The sequence below is a fragment of the Aquimarina latercula DSM 2041 genome, assembly GCF_000430645.1.
In the GTDB taxonomy this organism is placed as follows: Bacteria; Bacteroidota; Bacteroidia; order Flavobacteriales; family Flavobacteriaceae; genus Aquimarina; species Aquimarina latercula.
In genome coordinates, this window is the sequence record NZ_AUMK01000005.1 from 75,877 (window position 1) to 92,689 (window position 16,813).

Below are 16,813 nucleotides of genomic sequence, written 5' to 3' on the forward strand. Positions count from 1 at the left end.
TGTTTTATACAGATAGGACAATCCAACAATATAATTTAGTTATAAGTGTATGTTCCGAATTCGCTATTTATTGTTAGTTTCTTTTCATCTGACCCCTCAACACGTCCAACTATTTTAGCGTCTACATTAAAGTTTTTTGAAATTGAAATAATTTCATCTGCAATTTCTGGAGATACATATAACTCCATTCGATGCCCCATATTAAAAACTTGATACATTTCTTTCCAATCCGTACCAGAATTTTCTTGGATTAACTGAAATAAAGGAGGTACATCAAATAAATTATCTTTAATAATATGTAAATTATCTACAAAATGCAAAATTTTAGTTTGAGCTCCTCCACTACAGTGAACCATTCCATGAACGTCCGAACTATTAAACTTAGATAAAATACTTTTTATTATAGGTGCATAAGTTCTCGTTGGAGACAATACTAATTTACCAGCATCAATTGGTGCGTTTTTTACCTCATCTGTAAGGTTTGTTTTTCCAGAGTACACCAATTCAGAAGGTACTGCAGCATCAAAACTTTCAGGATATTTCTCCGCCAAAATCTTATGAAATACATCATGACGAGCAGAAGTAAGACCATTACTCCCCATACCGCCATTATATTCTTTTTCGTAAGTCGCTTGACCAAAAGAAGCCAAACCTACTATCACATCTCCTTCTTTTATATTAGCGTTATCAATAACATCTTTACGCTTTACACGAGCTGTTACCGTAGAGTCTACTATAATTGTTCGCACTAAGTCCCCTACATCAGCGGTTTCTCCACCAGTAGAATGGATAGTAACTCCAAAACCTTTTAATTCCTCTAATAACTCCTCAGTTCCATTAATAATTGCAGAAATTACTTCTCCAGGAATCAAATTCTTATTTCTTCCAATAGTAGAAGACAACATAATATTATCAGTTGCTCCAACACATAATAAATCATCTATATTCATTATTAAAGCATCTTGAGCTATACCTTTCCATACAGAAATATCTCCTGTTTCCTTCCAATACATATAAGCCAGAGAAGATTTGGTACCTGCTCCATCCGCATGCATTATCAAACAATAATCCTCGTCACCAGTAAGGTAATCCGGAACTATTTTACAAAATGCTTTTGGAAAAAGACCCTTATCTATGTTCTTTATAGCACTATGAACATCTTCTTTAGATGCCGAAACTCCACGCTGAGCGTAGCGTTTACTTACTTCTTGACTCATTATTACAGTATTAAACGGATAGTAAACCGCAAAGATAATTGAATTTACCTCAATCACTAAACTCAATATAAAAAATCCCAAATTCAAGTATTAATATTCTTGAATTTGGGACACAAAATATGTATCTCTAGAAAGATATTATTCCCAATCTGCCATAGAAGCGTTCGTAATTAAATCAGCTCTATTAGCTATTTCTAAAATTGACATTGTTTGTATGTTTTTTTGTGATATTCCATCATTAGAAGTGTTTACAAAAATAACGGAAGCTTCATTTGGAGAAAACCTTCCATCCAAATCATTAGTCCCAGCCGGTTTTTCAATTGAGATATCTAAATTAGAACTATCATCAAAATTATATATAAATATATGAGAATCTAATTGTCTATATTCACTGCTTTCAAAACCAGAAATATCACGACTATATAAAAGTTTAGTCCCATCAACAGAAAGATTTATACTTCCTGCAGCTCCGGAAACTCCTGACAATATTGTATCAAGAACAGTTCCTGATGTATTGATCGTAAAAATCGTTACCTCGTAACCTTCTAAATTATTAGTCTTAAGTACAATTACATTATTATTATCATTCGTATCTACTTCTGAAATAAGATCTCCGTTAGAGGTTTGATAAACTAAAACTAGACCACTTCCATCAGCATTAATACTATATAATTTATCTTGATTAGGGAACAACAATTTAGCACCATTTTCTGTCCAAGAAAAATCGATTTCTCCTAAATTAAATCCAGCAACAGAAACTTGAGAAGTAACCTGCATCATTTGAGAACCATCTTCATTCATTGTAAACAAATGCGTCTGCGAACCAACAGATTGTAGAAAAGCAATCTTACCTGTTCCCACATGACGTCTAGGCCTAAAACTATTCTTAGTTTCTGATGTCAGTTGGATCTCTGTACTTCCTTGTTCATCCGCAGAATAAATTACTCCGTTATCATCGATTGATCTCGTATAGACAATTCGATTATTTGGAGGACTCATAGTTTCAAAAGCAAAACTACTACTGTTTACAGAATTATTTATCCCATCATTACTACTTACTTGCCAAAAATATTTAACCTTATAGGAAAGATTGGTAAGCGTATAGGTTGTATCCGTAATATTTTCAAAAACTTCTACTTCAGAGTTTTCATCATTACGCAAAGTAATCGTATAAGTAAGAGCATCATCATCAGGATCAGAACCTGTCCAAACTAATGTAACTTCCAATGGTTGATCTACAGAATTATCTGCTGGCGAATCTAAGATTGCAGCATCAGGTGCTCTATTACCAGCCGTCTCTACATCCATCTCAAAAACGATCTCCAACTCTCGATCAGCAATAATTGATATCGCTTCAAATTGCGCTAATAATCCATCTCTCTGAGCGGCAAGAGAATAATCACCAGAAGGAATATTCTCAATAATATATTCTCCATCAGCATCAGTAAAAACTGTGCTTGAAGAAGGGTTTGTAGATATTTTCACATTCTCTAGAGGCTCATTGGTTCCCACGGCCACAACTCTTCCTCTAACAGCACCCAAACCTTCTAAATCTATTGTATCTTCGCTACACGAAGTGATAGCAAAAACCATAAATACTGTTATTATTTTTATTATGTATTTTTTCATTTTCATCAGGGTTTTATCCTTTAGGAACTTCACCATTTTCAATTACTTGTCGATTTCTTTTTTTTAGTTTTCTAAGCTCTTTATCTTCTCTTCGTTTTTGTTTACGAAGTTCTTTATCCATTTTCAAAGGAGTTTTAAAATACCAATTTAAACCTAAAGAAAAATTAAAATATTGATCATCTCTTTTACCTTGAGTAACATTATCTAACTTATCACCTAATACAAGATTATGGGTAGCACCTAGCGACACTCCTATATGATCAGAGACTAAATATTCGATACCTCCTCCATATTGAAATTTAAAAAAGGTTCTATCAAAATCATCACTATTTACAGTTCCCATTCCTCCAAAGAAATAAGGTGTAAGTTTTTCAAAAGGCAATAGAGTCAACTCTGCATTTACATCAATTGCATGAAACCCCTCTGAGAATGCTCCTTCATTTCGTAACTCAAACTTACTAATACTTACATTAGCATTTAAGTATGGATTAAAATACCACTTACCTCCTACTCCTATGGAATATGATAAATCCGCGTTATTATAATCTCCACTAATAAGAGCCATTCCTCCGTTAGCGAATAATGATTTTTCTCCTCGTCTTTCTTTAAAATATCGTTCATAGAGCCCAGTATTATGTGCTTCATTCTTCTCTTCATTATAATCTGCTACTAACGCATTTACTTTTTCTGGTTCTGCTTTGGAACTCCAAAGCTTATCTTCTATACCTTCTATTATCAAGGCTTCAACTGCCTTTTCTATCGCTTCAGAAACCGCTATCTGTCCGGGTTCATTTTTGGTAAAACCAGTTTCGGCTTCTAACAATCTACTGAACTTAACATATCTAAAAAAACTAGCATCTAATGCCTGTGATAATATTGTTTTAGAGACATAAACTGTTTTTAAAATTTTACCACTTGATGTAGAAACAGCTCTTAAATATACCGTAATTCTATCTTGTCTATACTGAGTAGAACCACCTATTCCAAAATATCTTGCTCCCAATCCTCCCGTAATGATATTAGAGTCATAGGAAACAATACCACCTTCCAAAATAATTCCAGCATACAATAATGGTGGTAATTGAGGTTCTTTAGAATTTTTATTTTTTCTATATTCTTTTCTAGTAGAACGAATAATATTTCGCTCATTCAATAAATTACTAAGATTTTCTCTTTCGATAGGTACGAACCACTTAGAATCTTCTAAGGCTTTTACCAAAATGGTAGTTGCCCCTTGAGTAACAGCGGTACTAAATGTACTTCCTGCTTCAGTAGGCTTATACTGACCTGTTTGATCTCTAAATTTATACACTCCTACCACTACAGGTTCCGTAGGCCTGGGAAAATCTCTTAAAGTCTGAGTAAACTGTGTATCCTCCCCAATTCTTGCTTGTTCTATTGTAATAGGCTGATTAAAATAGGTTCCACATCCGGACAACAATATGACACAAGAAATTACTAGAATTACTTGATAAAACTTATGACGCATTAAAAATTAATTAGGAATTATTACTTGAGATTGATCTCCGGTGCTAGTATCTAAAATGTTTATCACCAATCCTTCTCCAGAGGGAAAAATCTCAATAAACAATGTTCCAAAACTAAAAGTACCTTCAGTTAGTCCCTCTTGTCCGAATTGTTCATTAAATAAAGTTCTGGATATCTGACTTAATAATTGGTTATTTAGACTTTCTGTAAATCTTTCTAACTCTGATCTATCATCAGCGTTCGGATCATTTTCATCTGTAAATGTATTCTGGGCCTCTGCAGAACTTAACAGCCATTGATAATTAAAAGTATCACCTCCAAAAGCAGGGTTTTTTGGCCGATATACTAAGTCTTGTCCATAGCTAAATTGAAAAGCTGAGAAAACAAGCAAAGTAGTTACTATGATTGACTTCATATGTTTTAATAAGTAATTAATACTGAAAAATATCTCTTTTTTGTTTTTTAAGATCTTTAAAATATTTGTAAACCCGACGTATTGAAATTTTAGACATTTGCTCTAAATATTCTACATCTGGTTTTCCAAGGAATTCATGAATGACTTTATCTTCTATTTTAACCTGGATAATTGTACTTCTACCAAAACTAAGTTTTTCATAAACTCCAACTATTTTAGAACCATTTATTCTATTTAGTGTATAAGAATTATAAAAAAACTCATAAAAATCCTTTCCAGGTTTTGTTTTTGTTTCTTCAATAACAATACCTTTTAATTCGATACCATCATATTCTACGTACTCTTCTTCTTTTTCTTTTTTTTTCGTTTCCTCATTAAAGGCAATTCGGTCTTTACCTACTATTGTTTCTTCTTCATAAATCAACAAAAGTATCACAATTTTATCTTGCTCATCGACACCTACAGATGTAACAGCAAGACTCTTTTGTTCATTAGCTTCTAATGTAAATCTTTCTTCTTGATTGTTTTTAGTAACATTATTTTTGCTGTCTGTCCTAAAAACTGAAAATGTATATTTTAAACTTTTATAAACCTCTGTAGCATTTGTCGCTTCTGCACTAATAGAAACAATATCATCTATTCTTTCTGTTTTAATCTTAGCGACTACTTCTATATTGGTATGCTGACCATTCGAGAATTGAAATACCAAAAAAAACAGTATGACCAGTTTAAAGTTCATAAGAAGTAATAAAATATCGTTTAAAAACTCCTAACAATAATTGTACGAGCATTACCCGTCATTTTAAACTTTAAATTTTTAGTTAGCTCGTTACTACCAAATCGTTCGAATGACAGATTATCTCCTTCTTGAAGAATTTCGAGATTTGTTGAAATATCTCGGTTAAATGAAAAATCTATTACTGAATTATTATTACCGTTCTGAGTTATTAACTTTTCAATTTCGCGAGAAGTTTCATTTATATCAATTAAATTTTGCTCTCCATTCTGACTTAAACGAATATCGGACCGCTCCGCTGTTATATTAGAAAACACCTGGTTATTAGCACCTACTTGCTGGATAAATACTGCGCTATTATTTATCATACTCTCCCTTGCAAGCTGCACATTAGTATTACTTTCTATTTGATTCAGTGTTATGAATCGTTCTTGACTCCCTACCAATGATTCATCTCGGTTCTCGCTATTCTGAGCGTAGGAATTTCCACAGAGAAATAAGCCTAACGCTATGATATAAAATGTGAAGTATTTTTTCATTAGTAAAAGGGTTTTAAAAGTAGTAAAAGAGTTACACTAACTAAAGGTCAATGTAACTCTCTCAAATATATTAAAAATATTTCTTAAAGCTCTCCTCCAGAACCGCTCTGTGTTACAACAGCAGCGTTACCTGTTCCACTTTGAAGAATGATACTACTATGAGACTCTCCAGTTTGAGTTACAAAAGTAGTGTTACCTGTTCCAAACTGAGTATCTTGTGCAAAGTTAGAATCTCCTAATTGGAAAATATCACTGATATTACTAGCTCCATTTTGTAAAGATTCTGCAATGTTTTCATCTCCTATTTGTCCTTGAAGTACTAAGTTTCCTTCTCCGAAAATACCGAAGTCACCTTCTTGAGAAGCTGAAGCAACATTTCCATTACCTGATTGGAACTGACTTGCAATATTATCTCCACCGAAAAATGCTAAATTTTGAGTTGCAGAAACAGAGTTTCCATCACCTAACTGAGTTTGAATAATAAAATTATTATCTTCTTCGTGTTGAGCAAATGCCTCATTCTCGTCTCCAGACTGTAATTGATCAACAACACCACCTCTAGAATCAAAGAAACTACTACCTTGTAATGAAGTAGCTACGTTACCTCCACCAGTTTGTGATTGAATTAACGTATTATTTGTTCCCCACTGCTCTCCACTTGCTAAGTTAGCTTCACCAACTTGTCTCTGGTCAGCAGTATTAACATCTCCTACTTGCGCCATAGAAGCTGTATTAAAAGAACCATCCTGAATAATTAAGCTAAAGTTTTCTTCACCTCCTTGAGAAGTAGTTGCTGTGTTAGCATCTCCAAACTGACCTTGACCAGCATAATTTAATGATCCATTTCCGAAGAAACCAGCTCCTTCTTGAGAGATCGTAGCATTGTTACCATTACCTTCTTGAAGTTGCTCAGAAAGATTATCTCCACCAAAATTTAATAAATTTTGAGTAGCAGAAGCAGTATTTCCGTTTCCTATTTGTACTTGATAAACTTCATTTCTGTCCTCTTCATGCTGAGCGAATGCGCTATTCTTATCTCCTGTTTGCATTTGAGTAACAATTCCGTTTCTAGAAGCGAATGCTTCACTACCCTGAATAGCTTCTGCATTGTTACCTGCTCCTAATTGAGTTGTAGTGTTTGTATTTGCTAAACCTACTTGCGTAATGTTAGCAGCATTCATATCACCCGATTGATCAACGCTACTAGCATTTGACTGTGCAACCATCACTGACGCGCTTAATAAAGTTGCTAGACTAAAAATTACTTTTTTCATACGTAAAATATATTAAATTTGATTAATAATTCAATTCTCAATAAACATTTTGGGGCGTACGATTGAGTGATAGATATTTATCAATACCTAACGCTCTTTCCTTATAAAAAATCTGGGGGAGTCGTTCTGCAAATAATATTTATGCGCTATTGCCGAACAAAGCAAATTTATGAAAACCTTAAGGGTATTTTTACATATTCTGTAAGAATTCGACAAAATGCATTACGGAAAAGCCATAAAAACCAGAGTTTTATATGATTTTGTCAAGGGTTTAACAGATATTAATTTTTTGTTAAGAATAAAACAAAAAAAATAAATGGTCAGTAAATTCTTACCTATCTAGTGAAAAGAAGCTCTCTGTACTTAGTTAAAGGCCACAACTCATCATCTACCAACAACTCTAATTCATCACAACTATATCGAATCTGATCAAAGAGAGGTTTTACTTTCTTACAATAATCTAAGGCCTTCTTTTCTATATTAGATAATTTGTTAGCTTTTCTTCGTTCTTCGGTCATTTCATTGACTTTAGTATTTATCTCACCAATATGTTTAGAAATTTCTTCTATAATCTCCATCTGTTCTTTTGCATATTTCTTAAAATCTTTATCATAGAGATTTTTTAATCCAGAAACATTACTAATTAGCATGTTTTGATACTTAATCGCTGTAGGAATAATATGATTCCTTGCTACATCACCCAATACCCGACCTTCAATCTGAATACGCATTACATATTCTTCGATTTCGATTTCATAACGTGCCTCTGCTTCTATTTTATTCATTACACCCATTTCTTCGAAAAGGTCTATTGTTTTTTTAGAAACCTTGGCTTTTAATGCTTCTGGAGTTGTTTTATTATTACTAAGACCTCGCTTTTTAGCTTCTTTCTCCCAAGCTTCTCCATATCCATTACCTTCAAAAAGAATACTTTTAGATTGCTTAATATACTCTCTTAATACATTAAAGATCGCCTCATCCTTTTTTAGACTTTTCTTATCGATTAGCACATCAACTTCTTTCTTAAATTCCACAAGTTGTTTTGCCACTATAGTATTTAGTATTGTCATCGGATTAGCACAATTCGCTTTAGATCCAACTGCTCTGAATTCAAACTTGTTTCCAGTAAACGCAAAAGGAGATGTTCTATTACGATCCGTATTATCTAGCAAGATTTCAGGAATTTTACCAACTACATTAAGCTTTAAATCCGTTTTTTCTTTTGGAGATAACTTACCGTCAGTAACACCTTCTAATTCTTTTAGGACAGAAGTAAGTTGCTCTCCTATAAAAACAGACATAATAGCAGGTGGGGCTTCATTAGCTCCTAACCGATGATCATTACTAGCCGAAGCTATTCCTGCTCTCATCAACTCTTCGTGCTCATTAATAGCCTTAATTGTATTTATAAAAAATGTTAAAAACTGAAGATTACTCATTGGTGTTTTACCAGGTCCTAATAAATTTACACCTGTATTCGTACTTAATGACCAATTATTATGTTTACCGGATCCATTTACTCCTGCAAAAGGTTTTTCGTGTAGCAGAACCTTTAGATTATGCCTAGAAGCAACTTTTTCCATAATATCCATTAATAAAGAATTATGATCAACTGCTAGATTAGTTTCCTCATAAATAGGAGCAAGTTCAAATTGATTCGGAGCTACTTCATTATGTCTAGTTTTTACAGGAATACCCAATAACATACATTCAATTTCTAAATCTCTCATAAAAGCCAAAGCCCTATTAGGAATACTCCCAAAATAATGATCATCCAACTGCTGCCCTTTGGCAGAAGAATGACCTAAAAGAGTTCTACCAGTCATTACAAGATCCGGACGAGACTCTACTAAAGCTCGATCTATTAAAAAATATTCTTGCTCCCATCCTAATGAAGCATTTACTTTTTTTACATTTTTATCAAAATACTTCGCAATTGCTGTAGCCGCAGTATCAACTGCATGTAAAGCCCTTAACAATGGCGTTTTATAATCTAGAGCTTCTCCTGTGTAAGCAACAAATACAGTTGGTATACACAAAGTAGTTCCATAAATAAATGCAGGTGATGTAGGATCCCAAGCAGTATAACCTCTAGCCTCGAATGTATTACGGATACCACCATGAGGAAAAGAAGAAGCATCAGGTTCCTGTTGTACCAACTGACCACCACCAAACTTTTCTATCCCTAAACCATTACCTATAGTTTCGAAAAATGCATCATGTTTTTCCGCAGTTGCTCCTGTAAGAGGTTGAAACCAATGTGTATAATGAGTTACTCCTTTTGACAATGACCAATCCTTCATTGCAGATGCAATCTGATCGGCAATTCTTCTATCAATCTTAGTTCCATGATCAATCGCATCCATCACGCTACTATAAGCGTCCTTAGTTAAATATTGGAGCATCGTTGATTGATTAAATACATTCTCCCCAAACAAGACAGATCTACGTTCTGTTTCTGTAATTACCACAGAACTACGATTTAATGCTTCTTTTAATGCTTGGAATCTAAGTGTTGACATAATTGAATAAGTTTTTTACAAATATAAAAGAAGTTTTTATTGTTGATATTAAAAAAATGCTCTTTAAAAATTAAAATAAAACCAAAATACCCTGCAAAAAAGTAGGGTGTTGATAAAAATTAATAAAAAAACTACAATTGACCCCCTATTTTTTTTCCGTTATCACAAAATAAAACTAATTTTGAAACCTTTAAGAGTTCAATTTATAAAGTGTTAATTATGAGTAAAGCTAAATTAGAATACATTTGGTTAGATGGTTATAAGCCAACTGCTAATCTAAGAAGTAAAACAAAAGTTGAAGATGATTTTAGTGGAAAGCTTGAAGATTGTCCTGTATGGTCTTTTGACGGTAGTTCTACAAAACAAGCAGAAGGAGGATCTTCTGACTGTTTATTAAAACCAGTTGCTATTTATCCAGATCCAACAAGAAGAAATGGATACCTAGTAATGACTGAGGTTCTTAATGCTGATGGAACTCCACACGAATCCAACGCAAGAGCTACAATTGATGATGATGGTGATTTCTGGTTTGGTTTCGAACAGGAATACTTTATTATGGACAAAAACACTCAATTACCTTTAGGTTTCCCTGTTGGAGGATATCCTGGACCACAAGGTATGTATTATTGTTCTGTTGGAGGTAGAAATACTCACGGTAGAGACTTTGTAGAAGAACACGCTGATTTATGTATTGATGCTGGCCTTAACTTCGAAGGTATCAACCAAGAAGTTGCAAGTGGACAATGGGAATTTCAATTATTCTCTAAAGGAGCTAAGAAAGCGGGGGATGAAATATGGGTAGCTAGATACCTACTAGATAGACTTACAGAAAAATATGGATACTATATTGAATACCACCCAAAACCAGTAAAAGGTGACTGGAATGGTTCTGGTATGCACGCTAATTTCTCTAACGAAGTATTAAGAACTTGTGGTTCTAAAGAAGTTTACGAAACTATTTGTGAAGCATTTAGACCAGTAACTAAGGAGCATATCGCTGTTTATGGTGAATTTAATGACCAAAGATTAACAGGAGAACATGAAACTCAATCTATTAATGAATTTTCTTACGGAATATCGGATAGAGGAGCTTCAATAAGAATTCCTATTATCACTGTAGAGAATGGATGGAAAGGATGGTTAGAAGATCGTCGTCCTGCATCTAATGGTGATCCTTATAAAATCGCTGCTAGAATCGTTAAGACTGTTAAAACAGCTGATATTTCAGCAGTAACAGCATAATTGATTTGATGCAAGTGTAACTAACTAAAAGTTTGTTAAACGCAAAAAAGCCTTCAAAGTACTTTGAAGGCTTTTTTATTCTCTTATCCTAAATAAAATACCAATTTAAACTGCCATTGCACTAATAACAAATTAAAAACAAAGATTACATCTTATTAAACCTAAAAAAAGAATAAGCTACATCCCGCAATAACTATATATGTGTATAAATCTCTATTGCAAGAAAAAATCAAACTAATAGTAAATAAATCAATTTAAAACAAACCAACAGAAACCATTAAGCTTACATAAAACTATCTACTTTAAAAAAACCAAGGCAATAAACACGCAATAACAAGAAAAGATCAAAAACCCTTTTGGTCTACCTAAAACCATTTTTTTGGGAATAAATGCCAAAGGCAATAAAATCATTGCAAATCCTAACATCCAAAATATATCTATATTCATTAAACGAGTATCTGTTACAGCGATAGGTTGAATTAAAGAAGTAACACCTAAAACAGATGCGATATTAAAAATATTAGAACCTATAAGATTTCCTAGAGAAATTGCTTTTTCTTGTTTCAATGCTGCAATTACTGAAGCTGCCAATTCAGGAACACTAGTCCCAATTGCAACCATCGTAAGACCAATCACAGCTTCGCTAACTCCCATTCTAGTTGCTATATCCTTGGCTCCTTCTACTAACAACTCTGAACCAAAATACAAAGCTACACCACCAATGAGCAACCAGAGAATCATTTTAAAATTAGATATCTTTTCTAACGAATCATCAACATCTTCTACCGTTTTATCAGCGTGCTTTCTTGCTCTTCTTATCAACAAAAACATATACACAAAAAGTGATCCTAATAATACCCCTCCTTCAACTCTGGTAAGAACACCATCATTATCTAAGAAAAAATAAAGTACTAAAGACAAAAGCATCATCACTGGCCAATTAAACTTATAAAAATCTTTATCTATAGCCAATGGACCAATTAATGCAGTAATACCTAAAACCAACCCAATGTTAGCAACGTTTGATCCAATCACATTACTCAAAGAAAGATCAGCAGAACCTCCCAAAGCGGCCTGTAAGCTAACTAATAACTCTGGCGCAGAAGTAGCAAAAGAAACTACTGTAAGACCTATCACCATTTTTGAAAGCTTTAATCTAAAAGACAATGCCACCGAAGAACGTACTAAATATTCTCCTCCAACTACAAGAAGTACAAATCCTATAATTACAAAAAGTACACTCTGAATCATATGCTGTTAATTTGTTTGCGAATATAAAATAAGTATACCATATGTAATGAATATAACAATCATTTTTTAGTAGTAACTCTGCTTAAAAAACAAATGAAAACTATTAAAATAGTTAAATAACTATAAAAATAGTTGTAAAACTAATTATGTAGTTATATATTTGAGCTCATATAAAAAGATAAAATGGAAAAACTTACTAATAAGGAAGAGGAGATCATGCAAGCGCTATGGAAATTAGAAAAAGCTTTTGCTAAAGAGGTTCAAGCTGAATTAAACAATACTGTTCATTATAATACAGTATCGACTATCATAAGAAACCTTGAAGAAAAAGGGTACATTGATCATAAAGCATATGGAAAAACACACCAATACTTCCCTGTTATTACAAAAGAAATGTACAGAAACAACTTTGTTAGTAAAGCGATGAGTCAATACTTTAATGACTCTTACAAAAACATGGTTTCTTTTTTTGCTAAAGAAGAGAAAATAACCGCAGAAGAGTTGAGAGAGATTTTAGATGTAATCGAACAAAAAAAATAAACTTATGGAAGCTTTTTTAATCTATTTAGTTAAGTCCAGTATTGTATTATCCTTATTTTACCTTGTTTATTTTTTTCTTTTAAGAAAGGACACTTTCTTTACAGTTAATAGACACTTCTTACTTACAGGAATTGTGAGCGCTCTATTACTACCACTCTTAGAGTTCACAACAATAGAATTTATAGAACAACCTAATTTTCAGATAATAGAAGTTAATTCTTCAACTGCTTCTATTTCCGAAAATCAGACAACGTCGATAGACTGGTGGGTTATAATCTTTAGCACATATATCACTATTACCTCCATTTTATTAATACGATTTATTTTTCAACTTGTATCCTTACAAAGGATATTTAAAAAAAGCCCTAATAAACGAAATAATGGGTTTTCTTTCTTAAAAACCGAAGAAGATATCGCTCCATTTTCTTTCTTTAAATACATCATATTCAATCCCACATTACACGAATCTAAAGAACTAGAAATGATCATAAAACATGAAAAAATTCATGCTAAACAATATCATACACTAGATATACTGATCGCCAATGTTTTTGTGATATTTCAGTGGATCAACCCTTTTTCTTGGATATATAAAAAAAGTTTACAGCAAAATTTAGAATTTATCGCTGATCAAGAGGCCGTACGAGATATTTCTTCAAAAAAAGAGTATCAATTAACACTGGTCAAAGTATCATCTAATAATTATTCATCTATCACCAATAATTTTTATCAATCATTAATCAAAAAACGAATCGTTATGCTAAACAAAAAGGAATCAAAAAATCAAAATTTATGGAAAGCAACAATTATCTTACCATTGCTAAGTTTATTTTTATGGAGTTTTAACACTAAAACAGAAATACAATATATCCAAAACAAAACTTCTGATCAAGCCACAACTACTATAGAAGATATAGTACCTAATGAAACTGATAATATTATTAAAAAGGAGAAATTCCCTATAGAAAAGAAAGAGGATTCTAAAAAAGAGTTCCCTACCAATAATACACCTAACAAAGAAAAAGTAATCCTATCAACCAAGTTCCCTAAACAAGAAAATATTGAAGAAAACAAAACTGGTGTAAAAAAAGAAGTACATACAAAGAGTAAGAAAAATACGATTGAGTTTGTAATTAATAAGAAATCCACCAAAAAAGATCTTGAAAAGATAAAGCGGATTTTAAAAAATGAATATAACGTAAAAGTGACTTTTAGTGATGTCGAACGCGACAGCAATAATGACATCACTAGTATAAGTGTTGATGTATCATCTAAAAACAGTAATGCTAATTTTTCATTATCAAATGATTCTCCAATTACACCATTAGTTTTATCCTATGATAGTAAAGAAGACAAAATAAACATCGGACAATCCAGTAATAACATTTGGATCAGCAAGAATAAAGGAAGTAAACATAGTGATACACATATTATAGAAATTAATTCTGATGATGACGAAGAAAGTATTTTTATTGTAGAAGGTGATAAAAAGAAAAAAAGAAAAGTATCACGAAAAAAAGATGGGAAAAACACAATTTTCATAAAAACTGATGACAATCAAAGTCATTTATCTTTTCACTCCAACGATAGCAAAACACTTTTTGATTTTGATAATGATTCTGATAAAGACCCTTTATACATTATCGATGGAAAAGAAGCTAGTAAAAAAGAAGTGAAAAAGCTGAAGACTGATGAGATACAAAGTATAGATGTATCCAAAGGAAAAGAAAATGTAATGAAATATGGAAAAAAAGGAGAAGATGGTGTCATTCATATTACAACAAAAAAGAGCGCAAAAAAAGAAACTGGTTTTGACATTAGAATAGATAAAGAGGATATCCAAATTGGATCATCTAATGACAACGAACCGAAGCCCTTAATTTTTATTAATGGAAAAGAATCTAAATACAGTGAACTCACCAACATAAATCCGGATAACATAGCATCTGTAAATGTCTATAAATCCTTAAAAGCAATCACTAAATTTGGTTCTAAAGGAGAAAATGGTGTTATAGAAGTTATATTGAAATAACAAAATCAATATCACAATTACTTAAAAACTCACTTAAATTTAAGTGAGTTTTTTTACTTTAGATATATGAAAAAACAGCTTTTTATATTTTTAGCAAAATTAAACAAACTATTACTTCCTAGTTTTACAAAACGACAACTGGATCTTAGTAAAGCTTCTAAACTACAAATGCTAATTTTTGGTTGGAGATTATATGTAACCAAAAGAGCTCTTTAGTATCCGCTTAAATACAAACAACAAACTCTGATAAGAAAGAATTATATTCTGCAACATCCATTTTCCTTTTTCGTTTTTATATTGAATTCATTTCAATTAAAAATCGAAAATCAAAATAATATTTAGTATGAAAAAATGGATCATTTTTGGAATGGGTATACTAGGTATACTTTCCCTATCAGCATTCACCTCAGGATCGACTACAAACACACCTCAACAGTTAGTATCTGAGTTTAATGAAATTATAGCAACAATAAACAAAAACACCACTGAAAAGGAGTTAGAGGATCTTAAAATGTTTTTTTTAGAAAATGGCATTGAGCTAATTATTGAAAACATAGAGTTTAATAGTCAAAATGAAATCACTAGTTTAAACATTATTCTAAAAAAAGGAAATGCTAAAAGCAAATACTCTTCCTCATCATCCGAACCAATATCTGATGTTGAGCTTGGGTATAAGAATGGAAATCTTTACATCACTAACTCTGGCATGTTTGACATTTCTTCTTGGAGAAATCAGATTGGTTTTAACAAACAAAACTTTGATTTAGATAGTATTTTAAAAAACCAAAACTTTAAATTTAACTTTGATTTTGACAAAGAAGGCGACTCCATATTTTTTAATGGAAAACATTTTGATATCGGTAGTTTAAAAGATCAAATCATGAACTCTTTCGAATTTGAAGAAGATGAAAACGGAAACCTAATTTTTAATGGACAACAATTCCCTTCGCATTTTAGCAAATCAAAAAAGTTTAGTTTTATAGATGATCCAGACATAGAAAAGCTAATAATCATTGACGGAAAAGAATCTGATTTTAAAACATTGGACGAATTAGCTAAAGCAGATAAACTAGAAGCGGTAGACTTCCTAAAAGCTACTACTGCAATAAGTTTATATGGTGACAAAGCAAAAGACGGTGCTATTATCGCAACTTCTAAAAAATAAGATTCCAAATTATTAAAGAAACGGCTTTCAGGTTATAATACTGAAAGTTGTTTCTTTTTTATTAATAACTTAACAACGAAGCTACATTACAGTTAAGTTTTTCCTTCCCATTTAGAAAGCCTAATTCCATTATAAAATTACATTGTACTATATTTCCACCGAGTTCTGTTACAAGTTGGCAAACAGCATTTGCTGTCCCTCCTGTTGCTAAAACATCATCATGTATCAAAATGTTATCCCCCGGTTTGATTGCATCTTTATGGATCTCTAAAATATCTTCTCCATATTCTAACCCATAGCTTTTTGAAATTACTTCAGAAGGTAACTTCCCTTTCTTACGCACCGGAATAAAACCCGCGGCTAATCGTTCTGCAATCATACAGCCTAACATAAAACCTCTTGCTTCAATACCAATAACTTTATCAATTTTTACACCCGTAGGACATTGTTCAGCTAATCGATCCGCACAATACACTAAAGCTTCTGAGTTCGCTAAAAGCGGTGTAATATCTTTAAAAACAATACCAGCCTTCGGAAAATCAGGAACATCTCTAATTAATTCTTCTAAATTCATGAACGCAAAATAATGAAATTAGAAAAAAGAGTACAAAAAAGAATGAAAAACGACTACAGAAATAAAAGTACTCGAAAAAAGCATCTTCAATTATTACAATTACCAATCAAATATTATTTTTCACTTTAAATTTATAACAACATTAAAGAAAATCTAATTACACTCCAAAACCATAACCATCTTTAAACT

15 protein-coding genes are annotated in these 16,813 nt (G+C 32.2%); 5 read left to right on the forward strand and 10 right to left on the reverse strand.

Going from position 1 to position 16,813, the window contains the following annotated elements; genetic code table 11:
- Window positions 1-35: 35 nt before the first annotated feature.
- The 8 genes from H526_RS0107460 to H526_RS0107495 form a co-directional block, all read right to left on the reverse strand.
- Window positions 36-1,217 carry an AIR synthase related protein gene (locus H526_RS0107460; protein WP_027392424.1) on the reverse strand — a complete coding sequence of 394 codons (1,182 nt, stop codon included), beginning with the start codon at window positions 1,215-1,217 and terminating at the stop codon, window positions 36-38.
- Window positions 1,218-1,355: 138 nt separating this feature from the next.
- Entirely contained in the window at window positions 1,356-2,846 is a 1,491-nt protein-coding gene (locus tag H526_RS0107465) for a carboxypeptidase regulatory-like domain-containing protein (RefSeq protein WP_035084885.1), read from the reverse strand.
- A gap of 13 nt (window positions 2,847-2,859) precedes the next feature.
- Window positions 2,860-4,335, reverse strand: coding sequence for a CsgG/HfaB family protein (locus tag H526_RS28590; protein ID WP_051336044.1), 1,476 nt, complete (start codon window positions 4,333-4,335; stop codon window positions 2,860-2,862).
- A 6-nt stretch (window positions 4,336-4,341) separates the two neighbouring features.
- Complete coding sequence (locus H526_RS0107475; protein WP_027392426.1) at window positions 4,342-4,749, reverse strand: curli production assembly/transport component CsgF; 408 nt, start codon at window positions 4,747-4,749, stop codon at window positions 4,342-4,344.
- A 16-nt stretch (window positions 4,750-4,765) separates the two neighbouring features.
- Window positions 4,766-5,488, reverse strand: a complete 723-nt coding sequence (locus tag H526_RS30705) for a CsgE family curli-type amyloid fiber assembly protein (protein WP_051336045.1) — start codon at window positions 5,486-5,488, stop codon at window positions 4,766-4,768.
- Between the two features lie 20 nt (window positions 5,489-5,508).
- A complete protein-coding gene (locus H526_RS0107485) occupies window positions 5,509-6,024 on the reverse strand; it encodes a hypothetical protein (protein ID WP_027392428.1) in 516 nt (171 codons plus the stop codon).
- An 83-nt stretch (window positions 6,025-6,107) separates the two neighbouring features.
- The gene (locus H526_RS0107490; RefSeq protein ID WP_035084888.1) at window positions 6,108-7,298 is read right to left on the reverse strand and encodes a hypothetical protein; all 1,191 of its coding nucleotides are present in this window, start codon (window positions 7,296-7,298) and stop codon (window positions 6,108-6,110) included.
- A gap of 335 nt (window positions 7,299-7,633) precedes the next feature.
- Window positions 7,634-9,820 carry a glutamine synthetase III family protein gene (locus tag H526_RS0107495; RefSeq protein ID WP_027392430.1) on the reverse strand — a complete coding sequence of 729 codons (2,187 nt, stop codon included), beginning with the start codon at window positions 9,818-9,820 and terminating at the stop codon, window positions 7,634-7,636.
- A gap of 219 nt (window positions 9,821-10,039) precedes the next feature.
- Here H526_RS0107495 and H526_RS0107500 point away from each other — a divergent pair, with 219 nt between their 5' ends.
- Window positions 10,040-11,062, forward strand: a complete 1,023-nt coding sequence (locus H526_RS0107500) for a glutamine synthetase beta-grasp domain-containing protein (RefSeq protein ID WP_027392431.1) — start codon at window positions 10,040-10,042, stop codon at window positions 11,060-11,062.
- Window positions 11,063-11,359: 297 nt separating this feature from the next.
- Here H526_RS0107500 and H526_RS0107505 read toward each other — a convergent pair whose 3' ends face one another.
- Entirely contained in the window at window positions 11,360-12,313 is a 954-nt protein-coding gene (locus H526_RS0107505; protein WP_027392432.1) for a calcium/sodium antiporter, read from the reverse strand.
- Window positions 12,314-12,496: 183 nt separating this feature from the next.
- On the opposite strand from H526_RS0107505, the gene H526_RS0107510 reads away from it, so the two are divergent.
- From H526_RS0107510 to H526_RS0107525, 4 genes are all read left to right on the forward strand, one after another.
- Window positions 12,497-12,853, forward strand: a complete 357-nt coding sequence (locus H526_RS0107510) for a BlaI/MecI/CopY family transcriptional regulator (RefSeq protein ID WP_027392433.1) — start codon at window positions 12,497-12,499, stop codon at window positions 12,851-12,853.
- A 4-nt stretch (window positions 12,854-12,857) separates the two neighbouring features.
- A complete protein-coding gene (locus H526_RS30710; protein ID WP_027392434.1) occupies window positions 12,858-14,885 on the forward strand; it encodes a M56 family metallopeptidase in 2,028 nt (675 codons plus the stop codon).
- Window positions 14,886-14,951: 66 nt separating this feature from the next.
- Entirely contained in the window at window positions 14,952-15,101 is a 150-nt protein-coding gene (locus H526_RS32325; RefSeq protein ID WP_027392435.1) for a hypothetical protein, read from the forward strand.
- A 127-nt stretch (window positions 15,102-15,228) separates the two neighbouring features.
- Window positions 15,229-16,050 carry a hypothetical protein gene (locus H526_RS0107525; protein WP_027392436.1) on the forward strand — a complete coding sequence of 274 codons (822 nt, stop codon included), beginning with the start codon at window positions 15,229-15,231 and terminating at the stop codon, window positions 16,048-16,050.
- Between the two features lie 61 nt (window positions 16,051-16,111).
- Here H526_RS0107525 and H526_RS0107530 read toward each other — a convergent pair whose 3' ends face one another.
- Window positions 16,112-16,624, reverse strand: coding sequence for an adenine phosphoribosyltransferase (locus H526_RS0107530; RefSeq protein WP_027392437.1), 513 nt, complete (start codon window positions 16,622-16,624; stop codon window positions 16,112-16,114).
- Between the last annotated feature and the right edge of the window lie 189 nt (window positions 16,625-16,813).

Excerpts from the sequence above, each read along its gene's own strand:
- H526_RS0107465 (WP_035084885.1), bottom strand. The coding sequence starts at position 2,846 with ATGAAAAAATACATAATAAAAATAATAACAGTATTTATGGTTTTTGCT.
- H526_RS0107525 (WP_027392436.1), top strand. The coding sequence starts at position 15,229 with ATGAAAAAATGGATCATTTTTGGAATGGGTATACTAGGTATACTTTCC.
- H526_RS0107505 (WP_027392432.1), bottom strand. The coding sequence starts at position 12,313 with ATGATTCAGAGTGTACTTTTTGTAATTATAGGATTTGTACTTCTTGTA.
- H526_RS32325 (WP_027392435.1), top strand. The coding sequence starts at position 14,952 with ATGAAAAAACAGCTTTTTATATTTTTAGCAAAATTAAACAAACTATTA.
- H526_RS0107500 (WP_027392431.1), top strand. The coding sequence starts at position 10,040 with ATGAGTAAAGCTAAATTAGAATACATTTGGTTAGATGGTTATAAGCCA.
- H526_RS0107530 (WP_027392437.1), bottom strand. The coding sequence starts at position 16,624 with ATGAATTTAGAAGAATTAATTAGAGATGTTCCTGATTTTCCGAAGGCT.
- H526_RS30710 (WP_027392434.1), top strand. The coding sequence starts at position 12,858 with ATGGAAGCTTTTTTAATCTATTTAGTTAAGTCCAGTATTGTATTATCC.
- H526_RS30705 (WP_051336045.1), bottom strand. The coding sequence starts at position 5,488 with ATGAACTTTAAACTGGTCATACTGTTTTTTTTGGTATTTCAATTCTCG.
- H526_RS0107475 (WP_027392426.1), bottom strand. The coding sequence starts at position 4,749 with ATGAAGTCAATCATAGTAACTACTTTGCTTGTTTTCTCAGCTTTTCAA.
- H526_RS0107460 (WP_027392424.1), bottom strand. The coding sequence starts at position 1,217 with ATGAGTCAAGAAGTAAGTAAACGCTACGCTCAGCGTGGAGTTTCGGCA.
- H526_RS0107490 (WP_035084888.1), bottom strand. The coding sequence starts at position 7,298 with ATGAAAAAAGTAATTTTTAGTCTAGCAACTTTATTAAGCGCGTCAGTG.
- H526_RS0107510 (WP_027392433.1), top strand. The coding sequence starts at position 12,497 with ATGGAAAAACTTACTAATAAGGAAGAGGAGATCATGCAAGCGCTATGG.
- H526_RS28590 (WP_051336044.1), bottom strand. The coding sequence starts at position 4,335 with ATGCGTCATAAGTTTTATCAAGTAATTCTAGTAATTTCTTGTGTCATA.
- H526_RS0107495 (WP_027392430.1), bottom strand. The coding sequence starts at position 9,820 with ATGTCAACACTTAGATTCCAAGCATTAAAAGAAGCATTAAATCGTAGT.
- H526_RS0107485 (WP_027392428.1), bottom strand. The coding sequence starts at position 6,024 with ATGAAAAAATACTTCACATTTTATATCATAGCGTTAGGCTTATTTCTC.